The 15,484-nt window shown below is 54.2% G+C and carries 16 protein-coding genes; 14 read left to right on the top strand and 2 right to left on the bottom strand.

Features of this window, described 5'->3' with window-relative positions:
* Positions 1–15 precede the first annotated feature (15 nt).
* The 7 genes from lepA (at position 16) to dnaJ (ending at position 9,331) form a co-directional block, all read left to right on the top strand.
* Positions 16–1,833 carry a translation elongation factor 4 gene (lepA, locus tag V3851_RS02840; RefSeq protein WP_331844958.1) on the top strand — a complete coding sequence of 606 codons (1,818 nt, stop codon included), beginning with the start codon at positions 16–18 and terminating at the stop codon, positions 1,831–1,833.
* Positions 1,834–2,592: 759 nt separating this feature from the next.
* Positions 2,593–3,771 carry a radical SAM family heme chaperone HemW gene (gene hemW, locus V3851_RS02835; RefSeq protein WP_331845258.1) on the top strand — a complete coding sequence of 393 codons (1,179 nt, stop codon included), beginning with the start codon at positions 2,593–2,595 and terminating at the stop codon, positions 3,769–3,771.
* 96 nt (positions 3,772–3,867) lie between these two features.
* Entirely contained in the window at positions 3,868–4,335 is a 468-nt protein-coding gene (locus V3851_RS02830; protein WP_331844957.1) for an N-acetyltransferase, read from the top strand.
* A gap of 104 nt (positions 4,336–4,439) precedes the next feature.
* A complete protein-coding gene (gene hrcA, locus V3851_RS02825) occupies positions 4,440–5,471 on the top strand; it encodes a heat-inducible transcriptional repressor HrcA (protein ID WP_331844956.1) in 1,032 nt (343 codons plus the stop codon).
* An 88-nt stretch (positions 5,472–5,559) separates the two neighbouring features.
* Positions 5,560–6,150, top strand: coding sequence for a nucleotide exchange factor GrpE (grpE, locus tag V3851_RS02820; RefSeq protein WP_414859257.1), 591 nt, complete (start codon positions 5,560–5,562; stop codon positions 6,148–6,150).
* Between the two features lie 57 nt (positions 6,151–6,207).
* Positions 6,208–8,052 (top strand): molecular chaperone DnaK, encoded by a 1,845-nt coding sequence (dnaK, locus tag V3851_RS02815; RefSeq protein WP_331844954.1) that lies wholly within the window; start codon positions 6,208–6,210, stop codon positions 8,050–8,052.
* A 157-nt stretch (positions 8,053–8,209) separates the two neighbouring features.
* A complete protein-coding gene (gene dnaJ, locus V3851_RS02810) occupies positions 8,210–9,331 on the top strand; it encodes a molecular chaperone DnaJ (protein ID WP_331844953.1) in 1,122 nt (373 codons plus the stop codon).
* Between the two features lie 70 nt (positions 9,332–9,401).
* Here dnaJ and V3851_RS02805 read toward each other — a convergent pair whose 3' ends face one another.
* Together V3851_RS02805 and V3851_RS02800 are read right to left on the bottom strand one after the other, a co-directional pair.
* The gene (locus tag V3851_RS02805; protein ID WP_331845257.1) at positions 9,402–9,680 is read right to left on the bottom strand and encodes a YxcD family protein; all 279 of its coding nucleotides are present in this window, start codon (positions 9,678–9,680) and stop codon (positions 9,402–9,404) included.
* A gap of 5 nt (positions 9,681–9,685) precedes the next feature.
* Complete coding sequence (locus tag V3851_RS02800; RefSeq protein WP_331844952.1) at positions 9,686–10,126, bottom strand: hypothetical protein; 441 nt, start codon at positions 10,124–10,126, stop codon at positions 9,686–9,688.
* A 196-nt stretch (positions 10,127–10,322) separates the two neighbouring features.
* Between V3851_RS02800 and V3851_RS02795 the strand changes: the two genes are divergently transcribed.
* The 7 genes from V3851_RS02795 to V3851_RS02765 all read left to right on the top strand — a co-directional run bounded on the left by V3851_RS02795 (position 10,323) and on the right by V3851_RS02765 (position 15,481).
* Entirely contained in the window at positions 10,323–10,691 is a 369-nt protein-coding gene (locus tag V3851_RS02795; protein WP_331844951.1) for a hypothetical protein, read from the top strand.
* Between the two features lie 30 nt (positions 10,692–10,721).
* Entirely contained in the window at positions 10,722–10,901 is a 180-nt protein-coding gene (locus V3851_RS02790; RefSeq protein ID WP_331844950.1) for a YfhD family protein, read from the top strand.
* Positions 10,902–11,052: 151 nt separating this feature from the next.
* Complete coding sequence (gene prmA / locus V3851_RS02785) at positions 11,053–12,021, top strand: 50S ribosomal protein L11 methyltransferase (RefSeq protein WP_331844949.1); 969 nt, start codon at positions 11,053–11,055, stop codon at positions 12,019–12,021.
* Between the two features lie 2 nt (positions 12,022–12,023).
* Entirely contained in the window at positions 12,024–12,710 is a 687-nt protein-coding gene (locus V3851_RS02780; protein WP_331844948.1) for a site-2 protease family protein, read from the top strand.
* 111 nt (positions 12,711–12,821) lie between these two features.
* Positions 12,822–13,586 (top strand): 16S rRNA (uracil(1498)-N(3))-methyltransferase, encoded by a 765-nt coding sequence (locus V3851_RS02775; protein WP_331844947.1) that lies wholly within the window; start codon positions 12,822–12,824, stop codon positions 13,584–13,586.
* A gap of 2 nt (positions 13,587–13,588) precedes the next feature.
* On the top strand, positions 13,589–14,929 hold the full coding sequence (mtaB, locus tag V3851_RS02770; RefSeq protein WP_331844946.1) for a tRNA (N(6)-L-threonylcarbamoyladenosine(37)-C(2))-methylthiotransferase MtaB: 1,341 nt from the start codon (positions 13,589–13,591) through the stop codon (positions 14,927–14,929).
* A 120-nt stretch (positions 14,930–15,049) separates the two neighbouring features.
* Positions 15,050–15,481 carry an NUDIX hydrolase gene (locus tag V3851_RS02765; RefSeq protein WP_331844945.1) on the top strand — a complete coding sequence of 144 codons (432 nt, stop codon included), beginning with the start codon at positions 15,050–15,052 and terminating at the stop codon, positions 15,479–15,481.
* Positions 15,482–15,484 lie beyond the last annotated feature (3 nt).

Genomic DNA, 15,484 nt, shown 5'->3' with positions numbered 1-15,484 from the left:
GTAGTGGGGGTAAGGATGACTGATATTAGGGCAAGACAGGAAAAGATACGGAATTTCAGTATTATCGCACATATAGACCACGGTAAATCAACGCTGGCCGACCGGATCCTCGAGTATACGGGAGCGCTGTCCTCCCGGGAAATGCAGGAGCAGGTACTGGACCAGATGGATTTGGAACGGGAACGCGGCATCACGATCAAGCTGCAGGCCGTACGCTTGGCGTACCGTGCGGACGACGGGGAAGAGTACCTGCTCAACCTGATCGACACTCCGGGGCACGTCGACTTTACGTACGAGGTCTCCCGCAGCCTTGCCGCTTGTGAAGGGGCGCTGCTCGTGGTCGACGCGGCCCAGGGCATTGAGGCCCAGACCTTGGCCAATGTGTATTTGGCGCTGGACAACAACCTGGAGATTCTGCCGGTCATTAACAAAATCGACCTCCCGAGCGCCGATCCCGATCGCGTCAAACAGGAGATCGAGGACGTAATCGGCCTTGATGCGAGCGAAGCGGTACTGGCCTCGGCCAAGGCGGGCATCGGGATCAAGGAGATTCTGGAGCAGGTGGTCCAGAAGGTTCCCGCGCCGACCGGAGATCCGGATCAGCCGCTGAAGGCGCTGATTTTCGACTCGCATTATGACCCGTACAAGGGCGTTATCGTCTATGTGCGCGTCATCGACGGCCATATCAAGGCCGGTTCGAAAATCAGAATGATGGCGACGGACAAGACATTCGAGGTCATCGAGGTCGGCGCGTTCAAGCCGCGCATGACGATTGTGGACGAGCTCAGCGTCGGCGATGTCGGCTTTATCGTCGCCGGGATCAAGAACGTCGGCGACACCCGGGTCGGCGACACGGTGACGGACGCGAAGCATCCGACCGCCGAGCCATTGCCGGGTTACCGCAAAATCAACCCGATGGTCTTCTGCGGTCTGTATCCGATTGAATCGTCGGAATACAACGACCTTCGGGAGGCTTTGGAGAAGCTGCAGCTGAACGATGCCTCGCTGAGCTTTGAGCCGGAAACGTCGAGCGCGCTCGGCTTCGGATTCCGCTGCGGATTCCTCGGCCTGCTGCACATGGACGTCATCCAGGAGCGGATCGAGCGTGAATTCAACATTCCGCTCATTACGACCGCGCCGAGCGTAATTTACCATGTGACGCTGACGAACGGCGAAATGATCGCGATCGACAACCCGTCCAACTATCCGGAGGTCGGCAAGATCGAATACGTGGAAGAGCCTTATGTGAAGGCGGCGATTATCGTGCCGAACGATTATGTCGGAACGGTAATGGAGCTGTGCCAGAACAAGCGGGGCGAATTCGTCAACATGGAATACCTCGATACGACGCGCGTGACGATTACGTATCAGATCCCGTTGTCGGAAATCGTGTATGACTTCTTTGACCAGCTCAAATCGAGCACGAGAGGCTACGCTTCCTTCGATTACGAGCTGTCCGGCTACCGCCAGTCCAACCTGGTGAAGATGGACATTCTGCTTAACGGCGAACAGGTCGATGCCTTGTCCTTCATCGTGCACCGGGAGCGGGCATTCCATCGCGGCCGGGCTATTTGCGAGAAGCTGCGCGAGCTGATTCCGCGCCAGATGTTCGAGGTACCGATCCAAGCCTCGGTTGGCACGAAGATCGTCGCCCGCGAGACGGTCAAGGCGATGCGCAAGAACGTCCTCGCCAAATGCTACGGCGGTGACATTTCACGGAAGCGGAAGCTGTTGGAGAAGCAAAAGGAAGGCAAAAAGCGGATGAAGCAGGTCGGCAGCGTCGAGGTGCCGCAGGAAGCTTTTATGGCGGTATTGAAGATCGACGACAAATAGCCGGACAAATAACGGTAGCCACCAGGCCGCTTTAGGCTTATGGCGGATAGTGACCGAGATCATTGGCTGCTATAAAGAATGATAAAGGAAAGCCCGAGGGCTTTCCTTTCCTTATAAGAAGTGTTGCCTGCCGTGAGGCGGTTAGATTCATTGGAAGGAATCCAATGAAGGGCTACCGTGGGGCGGAGCGATGACGTCTTGATTGGAACAAATCCAATCGGATCGGCGGGATTTAAAGAACTTGCATTCCGTTTGGCATTCCGTAATGGATAATATCCAATGAGGCTTCTTGAAAAGCAGCCGATCAACCATGGTCCTTGGAAATTATCCAAGCAAGAGAATGCAATTTCGGTGGGGTTATGCAGTTGACGTATAGTAGTATGGTGCTTATGATGCGAATGATGCGTATGGTGGTATGGTACGTTTAGTGTGCGCATGGCAATTTAGTATAGAACTCCGGTTCTATAATGGAAAAATCCAATGTGAGACGCCGTATCAAAGGCTGATGGCTTTTTACTTGGATATATCCAATGCAGCGGGCACGTTCGGCGGCTTTTTTCGGAATCCGGACCTCGCACTTGGAAATATCCAATCCCGGCACCGGCGAAGGCTAAAAACAAGCTCTCCTATTGGGAATTTCCACTCAAGGCAGAATAGGTAATAGAATTTTTTACTATATAATATAATAGACAGAATATACCCAGTATGAATTAAGGAGGCATTGCCGTGAACCGTATCGACGACAAGCAGGACCAGGGAATGCCTGCAACCGGGCGAGAAAATCATACCGCCCCCAAGGCGGTTTATATACACATTCCGTTTTGCACGAACAAGTGCTTTTATTGCGACTTCAATTCCTATGTGCTGAAGGATCAGCCGGTGATGGATTATTTGCGGGCGCTGGACCGCGAAATGGAGCTGACCGTGCGGGAAACGCCGCCGGGCGAAATCAAAACGATCTTTGTCGGCGGAGGGACGCCGACGGTGCTGAATCCGCAGGAGATGGAGTTTTTCCTGAATTCGGTCAAAAAGAACTTTCCGAACTGGGCGGAGGATATCGAATTTACGATGGAGGCGAACCCGGGCACCACGGATCGCGACAAGCTGGCCGTGATGAAGGCGGGCGGCGTCAACCGGGTCAGCTTCGGCGTGCAAGCGTTCCAGAACGAGCTGCTTTCGGGGATCGGCCGGATTCACAATACGGACGATGTCTACCGCAGCCTGGAAAATGCGCGAAATGCCGGACTCGACAATTTGTCGATCGATTTGATGTTCGGCTTACCGAACCAGACGGTCGAGATGCTGGACTATAGCGTAAGCAAGGCGCTGGAGCTGGGGCTCACGCATTATTCGATTTACAGTCTCAAAGTGGAAGAGAACACGCTGTTCCACACGCTATTCCAGAAAAACCAGCTTCCGCTGCCCAGCGAAGAAGACGAACTGAAAATGTACCAGCTTCTGATGGACCGGATGCAAGCCGCCGGATACAAGCAGTATGAGATCAGCAATTTCGCCAAGCCGGGCTTTGAAAGCCGGCATAATATGACGTACTGGCGGAACGAGGATTATTACGGCCTGGGCGCGGGTGCTCATGGTTACGTCAACCGGCGGCGCCACATGAACATTAAGGGCGTCAATCCTTACGTGGAAGCCGCCATGCAAAAACTCCCGAGACTGGAGCAATTCTCCGTACCGGAAGCGGAAGCGATGGAGGATTTCGTCATGGTCGGCCTCAGAATGCTAGACGGCATCCGGTCGGCCGATTTTGCCGCCCAATTCGGCGTTTCCCTGGAGGAAACTTTTGGGCGGGAGCTGCATAAGATGCTTTCGTCCGGTTTGCTGGAAGAGCATGAAGACCGCGGCGGCTACCGGCTTACCGGCAAAGGCGTTGTGTTCGGCAACGAAGTGTTTGCCGAGTTTATCGGGGTATTGACCTAATTCAGACGTTCCTTTACTTTCTCTCTTGAAGTTTTATACGAGATCATGTATATTTATTCATGTTATCATGACTGCCGGACTAGAGGGGGTAAGGGGATGCAAGCTGTTGCCGTTTGCAGACAAGCGAAGCTTGAAGATGTGGAGCCGCTGTTTTTATTGATCGATAATTATGCCCGCCAAGGGATTATGCTACCGCGTTCGCGCGCCGTGCTGCAGCGGCAGATCGACAATTTTGTCGTTGCGGAGATGGACGGCATGATCGTCGGCTGCGGGTCGTTGTGCAAACTTGGAGAGGAACTGGTGGAGATCCGTTCGCTGGGAATAGCAGAGGGGCATAAGGGCAAAGGGCTTGGCTCCATGCTGGTCGATCAGCTTGTTCAAGAGGCAAAGCAACGCGGTCTCCCCAAAGTGATGGCATTAACCTACGAGGTTTCCTTTTTTCTGAAAAACGGGTTTTCGGTGGTACAGAAAGAGATATTCCCCGAAAAGGTGTGGACCGATTGCGTCAATTGCGCCAAGCAGCATGCTTGCGATGAAATAGCCGTGCTCAAGATACTGGACTGACTTGACAATCGTCAGGTCGGTCTGGTATTTTTGTAGTATGATTTAGCACTCGACGAACTAGAGTGCTAACGAGAGGTTCAAAGATCAAATTAGGAGGGATTTCCATGTTGACGGAACGCCAAAGAATGATTCTGACGGCTATTGTAGATGACTATATTCGATCGGCGGAACCGGTGGGATCCCGAAGCATCTCGAAGCGCGGGGATGTCGGGTACAGCCCGGCAACGATTCGCAACGAGATGGCCGATCTGGAGGAGCTTGGTTTTCTGGAACAGCCTCATACTTCGGCCGGCCGCATACCATCGCATAAAGGCTACCGATATTATGTGGACCACCTGGCTCCGTTAAACCTGCTGTCGTCCAACGAGTTGAAAATGATGAAGACCTTTTTTGCCGAAAAGCTGAACGCGGCCGAACAGGTCGCGCAGCATGCCGGAACGATTCTTTCCCATATGACGAATTACACTTCCATCCTGCTGGGGCCGGAAGTTTTTCATACGTCTTTGCGGCATTTTCAACTGCTTCCGATCAACGAGACCACCGCGGTGGCCATCATCGTAACCAGTACCGGCCAGGTGGAAAGCCGTACGGTTTCCGTTCCGGCCGAAGTGTCCGTATCGGAGATGGAGAGAGTCGTAAACCTGCTTAACCGCAAGTTGGCAGGGGTACCTATTTATAAGCTGAAAACGGCGCTTTACAACGAAATAGGCCAGGAGATGCAGCGGTATGTCGAGCACTTCGAAGAATTGATGAAGGTGCTGGATGAAGCGCTTGAAGGCGGTTCGGACGGACAGCGGCTCTTCCTGAGCGGGACGACGAATATGCTTAACCAGCCGGAATTCCGGGATGTCGACAAAGTGAAGAGCATTCTCGATCTGTTCGAGGAAACGCCGACGCTTATGAGAATGATGGCCGCGGCATCGTCGGGCACCGGTATTCAGGTAAGGATCGGAACCGAGAACGATCATGAAGCCTTCGCCAATTGCAGCCTGATCACGGCGACATATGCGATTGAAGGCGAAGCGGTGGGCACAATCGGAATTTTGGGCCCGACCCGTATGGAATACGCCCGGGTGATCGGGATATTGGATATTCTATCCAAGAACTTGACGAAATTTTTGTCTCGCCCGCATTAAGAAATGAGCAAACTAGAGTAAACCAACATGGTAACGTCTATTGTAAGGAGGTGACATCTTGAAGGAACAAGAACCGATTCAAGACAATATGGAAACGGGTGTGGAAGAAGAATTGAAGCTGAATGAAGAAGAAGCTCAGGATCAAATCCTGAATGAAGAGCAAGAAGTTCCTGCCGGGGATGCACAGGAGGTTGTGCGGGAAGATGCACAGGGGGCCGCTCCGGAAGCACAAGCCGAGCTTGATAAACTGCGTGCCGAAGCGGAGGATCATAAACAACGCCTGCTCCGTGCACAGGCCGATTTCGATAACTTCCGCCGCCGCACGATCAAGGAGAAGGAAGAACTCGGCAAATACGCATCCGCCAAACTCATTACCGAGCTATTGCCGGTTGTCGACAACTTTGAGCGGGCTTTGGGATCCGCCTCGGAGAATGCCGAGATTTCCTCTTACGCCAAAGGCGTGGAAATGATTTTCCGTCAGCTTGAAGGCGTGCTGAAAGCGGAAGGCCTGGTTCCGATGGAATCCGTAGGAACTCCGTTTAACCCCGAGTACCACCAGGCGATCATGCAGGTGGAGAGCGACGAATACGAAGAAGGCACCGTGGTGGAGGAAGTGCAGAAAGGCTACATGCTGAAGGATAAAGTGCTTCGTCCGGCGATGGTGAAAGTCAGCGGTTAAGCAAAGACCGGAAACAAAGATAGCAAAGCAGCAACTATTTAAGGAGGATATTTTCTCATGAGTAAAGTAATCGGTATTGACCTTGGTACTACCAACTCTTGCGTTGCGGTTATGGAAGGCGGCGAAGCCGTCGTGATCCCGAACCCGGAAGGCGCGCGTACAACCCCTTCGGTTGTAGGCTTCAAGAAAGACGGCGAACGGATCGTCGGCGAAACGGCGAAACGCCAAGCCATCACCAATCCGGACCGCACGATCATTTCGATCAAAAGACATATGGGTACGAACCACAAGGAAACGATTGACGGCAAAGACTTTACGCCGCAAGAAATTTCCGCCATCATTTTGCAAAAATTGAAAGCAGACGCCGAAGCTTATCTCGGCCAACCGGTAACCCAAGCGGTTATTACGGTACCGGCTTACTTCAACGACAGCCAGCGCCAAGCTACCAAAGATGCGGGTAAAATCGCCGGCCTTGAAGTGCTGCGTATCGTCAACGAACCTACGGCGGCCGCGCTTGCATACGGGATGGAAAAAGCCGAAGACCAAACGATCCTCGTATTCGACCTTGGCGGCGGTACGTTCGACGTTTCGATCCTTGAGCTCGGCGACGGCTTCTTCGAAGTTAAAGCGACCAGCGGGGACAACCACCTCGGCGGCGACGACTTCGACCAAGCAATCATCGACTACCTGGTAGCCGAATTCAAGAAGGACCAAGGTATCGACCTCAGCAAGGACAAAGCGGCTGTACAACGTCTGAAAGACGCGGCCGAAAAAGCGAAGAAAGAGCTGTCCGGCGTACTTACAACGACGATCTCCCTTCCGTTCATCACCGTCGTTGACGGCGTGCCTCAACACTTGGAACTTAACCTGACTCGGGCCAAATTCGAAGAATTGACGGCCGATCTGGTTGAACGGACTTTGGGGCCGACTCGCCGCGCGCTCAGCGATGCGGGCCTGACTCCGGCCGATATCCACAAAGTCGTGCTGGTGGGCGGCTCGACCCGGATTCCGGCCGTACAGGAAGCGATCAAGAAGTTGACGGGCAAAGAGCCTCATAAAGGCGTAAACCCGGACGAAGTCGTTGCGCTCGGCGCAGCCGTGCAAGCGGGCGTCTTGACCGGCGATGTGAAAGACGTCGTACTGCTCGACGTTACTCCGCTGTCGCTCGGGATCGAAACCGCCGGCGGCGTGTTCACCAAGATGATCGAACGCAACACGACAATTCCGACCAGCAAATCGCAAATCTTCTCGACTTACGCGGACAATCAGCCTAGCGTTGAAATCCACGTGCTGCAAGGGGAGCGCGAAATGGCTGCCGGCAACAAAACGCTCGGCCGCTTCATGCTGGGCGACATTCCTTTGGCACCGCGCGGTGTACCGCAAATCGAAGTTACCTTCGATATCGACGCCAACGGGATCGTCAACGTGTCGGCGACTGACAAAGGCACCGGCAAGAGCCAAAAGATCACGATCACTTCCTCCAGCGGCCTCAGCGACGACGAAGTGGAGCGCATGATGAAGGACGCCGAGCTTCACGCCGAAGAAGACAAGAAGCGCAAAGAGCTGGTTGAAGCGAAGAATACCGGCGACCAATTGATCTACAGCGTAGACAAAACTCTTAAAGAGCTCGGCGACAAGGTCGACGCGGCCGAAACCGAGAAGGCGAACGCGGCCAAAGAAGAATTGAAAAAAGCGCTGGAAAGCGATAACCTGGAAACGATCAAATCGGCTTCCGATAAATTGACCGAGATCGTACAGCAGCTGTCCGTGAAGCTTTACGAGCAAGCGCAGGCTCAGCAGCAAGCAGGGGGCGCGCAAGACGGGGCTTCCGCTGCCGGCGGCAAAGACAATGTTGTCGATGCCGAGTACGAAGTCGTAGACGAGGACAAGAAGCAAGACTAAGAACTCGAGTTAGAAGCACAGGTCGGCTGACCGGTGAATAGACTTAGGTGAACTGGGAAGGTCAAAGTGCGGGCTGCTTCCGTACTTTGACTTTCCTTTTGCCGGGTTAAGGAGAGATTCCTCCGGCACGCCGAACTAGTCAAACGGGGGTGGAAGAATGGCTGAGAAACGAGATTATTACGAGGTGCTTGGCGTTGGTAAGAGCGCTTCCGATGAAGATATCAAGAAAGCCTACCGCAAACTGGCGCGTCAATATCACCCGGATGTTAATAAGGCGGAGGATGCGGAGGCCAAGTTTAAAGAAGTAAAAGAAGCTTACGATGTCCTGAGCGATTCGGGCAAACGGGCACGCTACGATCAATACGGTCATGTCGATCCGAACCAGGGTATGGGCGGAGGCTTCTCCGGGGCCGATTTCGGGGGCTTCGGCGACATTTTCGATATGTTCTTCGGGGGCGGAGGCGGACGGCGCGATCCGAACGCCCCGCAGCGCGGCAACGACCTGCAATATACGATGACGATCGAGTTTAAGGAAGCGGTGTTCGGCAAAGAGACGGACATTACGATTCCGCGGACCGAAAATTGCGACACCTGCTTCGGCTCGGGAGCCAAACCCGGCACCAAGCCGGAAACCTGCTCCGTCTGCCATGGCACGGGACAACAGGAAGTCGTGCAGAACACGCCTTTCGGCCGGATGGTAAACCGCCGGTCCTGCAGCAACTGCGGCGGCCGGGGCCAAATCATCAAGGAGAAATGCCCGACCTGCTCCGGCAGCGGCAAGGTGAAGAAACAGCGGAAAATTCATGTCCGCATCCCGGCCGGCGTGGACGACGGCGCGCAGCTCCGGATGTCCGGCGAAGGCGAAGGCGGTTTGCGCGGGGGCCCGGCGGGCGACCTGTATATCATTATCCGTGTAAAATCGCATGAGTTTTTCGATCGCGAAGGCGACGACATCTACTGCGAGGTGCCTTTGACCTTTGCTCAGGCGGCGCTTGGCGACGAAATCGAAATCCCGACCCTGACGGAGAAAGTGAAGCTCAAGATTCCCGCCGGCACGCAAACCGGTACCTATTTCCGCCTGAAAGGCAAAGGGGTGCCGAAGCTTCGCGGCATCGGACAAGGGGATCAGCATATCAAGGTGGTGGTCGTGACGCCGAGCAAGCTGAGCGATGAACAGAAAGAATTGATGCGGCAGTTTGCGGCGCTTGACGGCGAGCAGACGCACGAGCATGAACAAACCTTTTTTGACCGGATGAAACGGGCGTTTCGCGGGGATTGACCGATAGATAAAGCAAAAGCAGCGGTTTAAAGGCACATGCCCTTAAACCGCTGCTTTTTTGCTAGTTAATTTATTGCCGTATGGAAGCCGTAATCTCCTCGTCCAGCTCCAGCGTAATATCCTCGCGGAAAGCCCGGATGCCGTACTCTTTATATACATATTGCATAATCGCTTCCATAATGTTGGATTCGACGATGTATCTGCTTCTGCCGCCGGCCCAGACTTCTCCGGTATAACCGGTGTCCTCGTCCCAGCTCAGCTCGACCTGCACATCGGTGGGGCGGAGACCGGTCCGTTCGGCGGTGTGAAGGCAGATGGCGTTAATGATTTCGTCCATACTGAGAATCATCATGCTCAGTATCTTCCTCCGTGCCGGTTGTCATCGGTCTGCGGCCGGCGTTTAAAGCGGCGGAACAGCCATACCACTACGGAGATTACGGCATAGATGGCCAGCAGATTGACGGCGAGCCCGAGCAGGTTGCCAAAGAAGCCCATTCCGCTGAACAATCCGCCAAACAGCAAACCGGCGAGGCCTCCGACCATCAAGCCCTTCATAAAGCCGCCGCCGCTAAAGAAACCGCGGCCTGTATTTGTACCGGTCGTCGCTCCCGGTTTTTGCGTTGAGGAAGTGTCGCTTGATTTTTGGTAATCGTTCGTCGTCGATTTCTTCGGCGTCGTCGTGTAAGAACGGGTACCGGATTTGAATCCGCCGCGCTTGGCATCCGCCAAGTCAGGGGAGGCGAAGGCGAAAATCAGCGTAAACGCCATCACGATCATGGTTAATCTTTTTAGCATTGAGTATGTTGCCCTCCTATGAATTGAATTATTGCTATTGCTATAAAAGGTATTACGGGACAAGCGGTAAATCGTTTCAAATTTTATCAATCAGGGAATAAATGCAAACGGAAATTGTCATCCTAATTCGAAGAACCGACAAAGCACCTAGGTTAAAGGGTTCCATTACGATCAGCAGGAAAGGCAGGGCTCGACAATGGGTGAGAAAAATATTCTGGCGTATTTCAAAAGTCCCGAAGAGGCCGAAGGCGTAGCGAAAAAGCTGCAAGCGCTGCGCGCCGCCGATGTCTCGGTCGACCGTTTTAGTCGTTACGCCGGCGAAGGGTACGACCCGATGAATCCGATTACCGGCAGTATAAGCAGCTTGGCGGCAATTACACAAGACGCCGCGGTAACCAATACTTCCGCCGGGATTTTAAGCGCGGCGGATCCGGCGGCCAGCGGCATGAGCCATGGCGGGCAGGGGGGACCTACCGGACATGACATTTTGCTGACGGCGGTTGTGGACGAGAGTATTCATCACCAGGCGTTGCGTATAGTGGAAGAAGCGGGCGGGTTAATATAATCAGGCGAATGATGAAAGGGGAATAAACCGATGACTGAGTCGCAGCCGGATCGCGTGACGAAAAGACAAAAGTCCAAAACATCCCGAATCGCGATCGGACATAACGAGGATGTTGAATTCTCGGAGGAATTGGCGGATCAAGAAGATTGGGAGGCGCTGGAACGAAGCGAACGTGCGGATGCCCGCCAGCAGGGCCAGCACCGTCTATAATTTGCGGTATAAATAGCGTTTCAGGCAAACTCGGCCGCCGGGGAAGTTCTCCGGCGGCTTCTTGGGCTTAGGCCGAATTGTGGCCTTTGTCTCTCTATTCATTCTATAGTACAATAGATTTCATGTGGAATTTCAAGGAGGAAAACTTACGATGATATGGAAAGAGTTGACTATACATACAACTGAGGAAGCGGTGGAGATGATCTCCAACTTCCTGCACGAAGCGGGAGCCGGCGGCGTAACCATCGAAGAGCATGTCGACAACGACAAGCCGCGCGACACGTCCCTGGGGCAATGGTTTGAAATCCCGCCGAACGATATCCCGGAGGGAGAGGCGAAAATCAGCGGTTATTTTCCCGAAGGAGTCGATATCGAAGAAGTCATTACCCAGGTTAAGGAACGCACCGCTGAACTGCGTGAATACGACATCGACCCGGGCGATGCGACGATTACGGTCAGAGATGTCAGCGAAGACGACTGGGCCAACAATTGGAAGCAGTATTTCAAACCGCTGCGCGTTTCGGAGCGGCTGACGATCAAGCCGACCTGGGAGCAATATGAGCCCGAGTCCGCGGAGGAGCGCATCATCGAGCTCGACCCCGGCATGGCCTTCGGTACGGGAACGCATCCGACCACATCCCTGTGCCTGCGGACTCTGGAAGGGATTATCCGGGAGGGGGACGAGGTGATCGACGTCGGCACCGGTTCCGGCATTTTGGCGATCGGGGCTTGCCGGCTGGGCGCGTCCAAGGTGCTGGCGCTTGATCTCGATCCGGTCGCGGTGTCCAGTGCGACGGAGAATACCAAGCTGAACGGGCTGGAGAAGCAAATTCAGATCGTCGAGAGCGACCTGTTGTCCGTACTCAAGCAAGGAAGCAAAGCCGCCGTAAACGTACAGCTGCCGGTCCGTGTCGTGGTGGCCAATATTTTGGCAGAGATCATTCTGCTCTTCATTGAAGATGTCTTTGAAGCCTTGCAGTCCGGAGGTTACTATATCGCATCGGGCATTTACAAAAATAAAGAACAGGCCGTGGAGGAAGCGTTGGTGGCAGCAGGTTTCGAGATCGTCCAAACGGCCCGGGAAGAAGACTGGGTCGCTTTCGTAGCGAGAAAGAGGTAGACATGAATTTTCTGGATCAAATACTATGGCTCCCTTTGCGGGACCTCCCTTTTTATCTGATAACTTTGATTATCGCGTTTACGGTTCACGAGTTTTCCCATGCTTATTTCGCCAACAAATTCGGCGATCCCACGGCCAAGCTGCTTGGCCGGGTGACGTTGAATCCGGCGGTGCATTTCGATCTGCTGGGCATTATCCTGCTGCTGCTCGCCGGCTTCGGCTGGGCGCGACCGGTTCCGGTTAACCGTGACAATTTCACCAAGCCGCGAATGATGGGCATCGTGGTGTCCGTCGCCGGACCGCTGAGCAATCTGCTGCTCGGGATCGTGGGCGCCGTCATCTTTGCGGCACTGATGCAGTTCGGCGCCATTAGCCCGAATGCGATGAACGGGAAGCTGGCGGAAGCCGTGTTTACATTCTTTCCTTTGTTTATTTATATGAACTTTTTTCTGTTCTTATTTAACCTTATCCCGCTTCCGCCGCTTGACGGCTACCGGATCGTCGAGGATGTGGTTCCGCGCCGCGTGCAGAGCAAGCTCCAACGGGTTGAGCAGTGGTCGCTGCTGATTTTTCTGTTGATCCTGATTGTGCCGGGGGTTCGAAATTATACGATTACCCCGCTCTATAGAGCGGCAAGCTGGATGATGGGCAATTTCCTGAATTTGTTCCAATTGATGTTCGGAGCTTGACCGGCCCCTGGATTTTGCCTGGAACAAGCACTGGAAAGAGCATATCAAAAGTTGTATCATGTACTTTGGTGAATTTTAAATATAGTTCAATAATTGCAAGGATTGGTGAGGATGCAGCGGTATTTTATTGATCCCGGACAATTTGGCGATAAGCAAGTTGCCATTACCGGCGAGGATGCACGCCATATCGGAAAGGTCATGCGCTCCAAGCCGGGGGATAAGGTGATTGTCAGCGACGGCGACTCGCGCGAAGCGCTGGCCGGGATCGTCAGCATCGAACCGCAGGAAGTGATCGCGGAAATTATCGAGCGTCTGGAACCGGCGGGGGAGCCTTGGCTACAAGTGGCCGTGGCGCAGAGCCTGCCGAAAGGCGACAAGATGGAGACGGTGATCCAGAAATGTACGGAGATCGGGGCGGCTTCGTTCGTACCCTTTATATCGGAACGTACGGTGGTTCAATACGACGGAAAAAAAGAAGAAAAGCGGACGCTCCGCTGGCGCAAAATCGCCAAGGAGGCCGCCGAGCAGGCGCATCGCAGCAGGATTCCCGCGATCGAAGCGCCGCTTGTCTGGCGAGAACTGCTCGCCGGTTTTTCCGCTTATGATTTGATATGTTTATGCTATGAAAAAGAAAACGGCCGGCAGCTTCGCGATGTGCTTAAGCCGTTCGTCGACAAGCTGGCCCCGGGGCAGGCTTGCAGGGTAGCTGTGATCGTCGGCCCCGAGGGCGGATTTTCCGAATCCGAGGTCGCCGAGGCGGAAGCTGCGGGGGCGGTGTCCGTCGGCCTCGGCCGGCGGATATTAAGAACGGAGACGGCCGCGATGGCCGCCCTGACTTGCATCATGTACGAATCCGGAGAAATGGGGGGAATTTGAGCATGCCATCCGTTGCATTTTATACGCTCGGCTGCAAAGTGAATTTTTACGATACCGAAGCCATCTGGCAGCTATTCAAAAACGAGGGATACGAACAGGTCGATTTCGAGCAAACGGCCGATGTTTACCTGATTAATACCTGTACCGTAACCAATACGGGCGACAAAAAAAGCCGGCAAATCATCCGGCGCGCCGTACGGCGCAACCCGGACGCGATCGTGGCGGTGACGGGCTGCTACGCCCAGACCTCCCCGGCGGAAATTCTGGACATTCCCGGCGTCGATCTCGTGATCGGAACGCAGGACCGGGACAAGATCATTCCTTACGTGAAGGAAATTCAGGCGCAGCGCAAACCGATCAACGCAGTGCGGAATATTATGAAGACCCGCGAGTTTGAGGAGCTGGACGTGCCAAACTTCGCCGATCATACGCGCGCGTTTTTGAAAATTCAAGAGGGCTGCAACAATTTCTGCACCTTCTGCATTATTCCGTGGTCCCGCGGGTTGTCGCGCAGCCGCGATCCGCAAAGCGTTGTGGCCCAAGCGCGCCAGTTGGTGGCCGCGGGATACAATGAAATCGTGCTGACCGGGATTCACACCGGCGGCTACGGCGACGATTTGGACAATTACACCTTGTCCGATCTGCTGTGGGACCTCGACAAAGTCGAGGGGCTCGGCCGCATCCGCATCAGCTCGATCGAAGCGAGCCAAATCGACGACCGGATGCTCGAAGTGCTGAAGGGCTCTTCGAAAATGTGCCGTCATTTCCATATTCCGCTCCAAGCCGGCAGCAATGAAGTGTTGAAGCGGATGAGAAGAAAGTACACGATTGAGGAATTCGAGGAGAAAATCAAGAAAATCCGCGCCTTCATGCCGGACGTGGCGATCACGACCGACGTCATCGTCGGCTTCCCGGGCGAAACCGACGAGCTGTTCCGGGAAGGCCTGGAAGCGATCAAGCGGATCGGCTTCTCGGAAATGCACGTGTTCCCGTATTCCAAACGGACGGGTACTCCGGCCGCGCGAATGGAGGATCAGATCGACGAAGAGGTCAAGCATGCCAGAGTGCAGGAGATGATCGACTTGTCCGAACAGATGCAGTTTGCTTATGCCGAGAAATTCGTCGGCCAGGTGCTGGATGTCATTCCGGAGCGCGACGAAAAAGGGGTATGGGGCGAAGGCTTCGTGACCGGGTTCAGCGACAATTATTTGCAGATCAAATTCGACGGGTCTCATGACCTTGCCGGCAAAATGTGCCGCGTTAAATTGACCAAGGCCGACGCCAATACGAGCGAAGGACAGCTCCTGCGCGTGCTCGATGCCCCGGCCCAGGCTTTGGCATAGCATTTGTATTTAAATTAAGCGATGAACGTAAACAGGGATTTCACCCCGCGGGGTTGAAGTCCTTGTTGCCCAAATAAGGGCAATTCGATTACTTCTTAGATGGGTAAGGAGGCTGGTATCATGTCGGACAAGGAAATATCCGCCGGGGGCGTCGTCTACCGCAAGGACGCCGGACGGCTGCAAATACAGCTCATTACGGACCGGTACGGACGGCTTTCTTTTGCCAAAGGGAAAAGAGAGCCCGGGGAGACGGTGGAACAAACGGCGCTTCGGGAAATACGGGAGGAGACCGGCATTGCCGGCAGAATCGACGGCCTTATCGATATTATCGCTTATACGTATAACGATCCCGTTCGCGGGGCGATCGACAAAGAGGTTCATTATTACCTCGTGGAGAGCCGGGGCGGCGAGCTGCGGCCCCAACTGGAGGAAATCCGCAGCGTGGCTTGGTACGAACCGATGGATGCCTGGGAGAAGCAGCAAAAATCGGGGTATGACAATAACGACTTCATTCTGGAAAAAGCGCTCAATATGCTGGGATTGGAATTTTAGCCG

Source organism: Paenibacillus haidiansis (assembly GCF_036553665.1).
In the GTDB taxonomy this organism is placed as follows: domain Bacteria; phylum Bacillota; class Bacilli; order Paenibacillales; family Paenibacillaceae; genus Fontibacillus; species Fontibacillus haidiansis.
The sequence above is the reverse complement of the archived record's forward strand: the minus strand, read 5'-3'. Positions and strand labels throughout refer to the sequence as shown.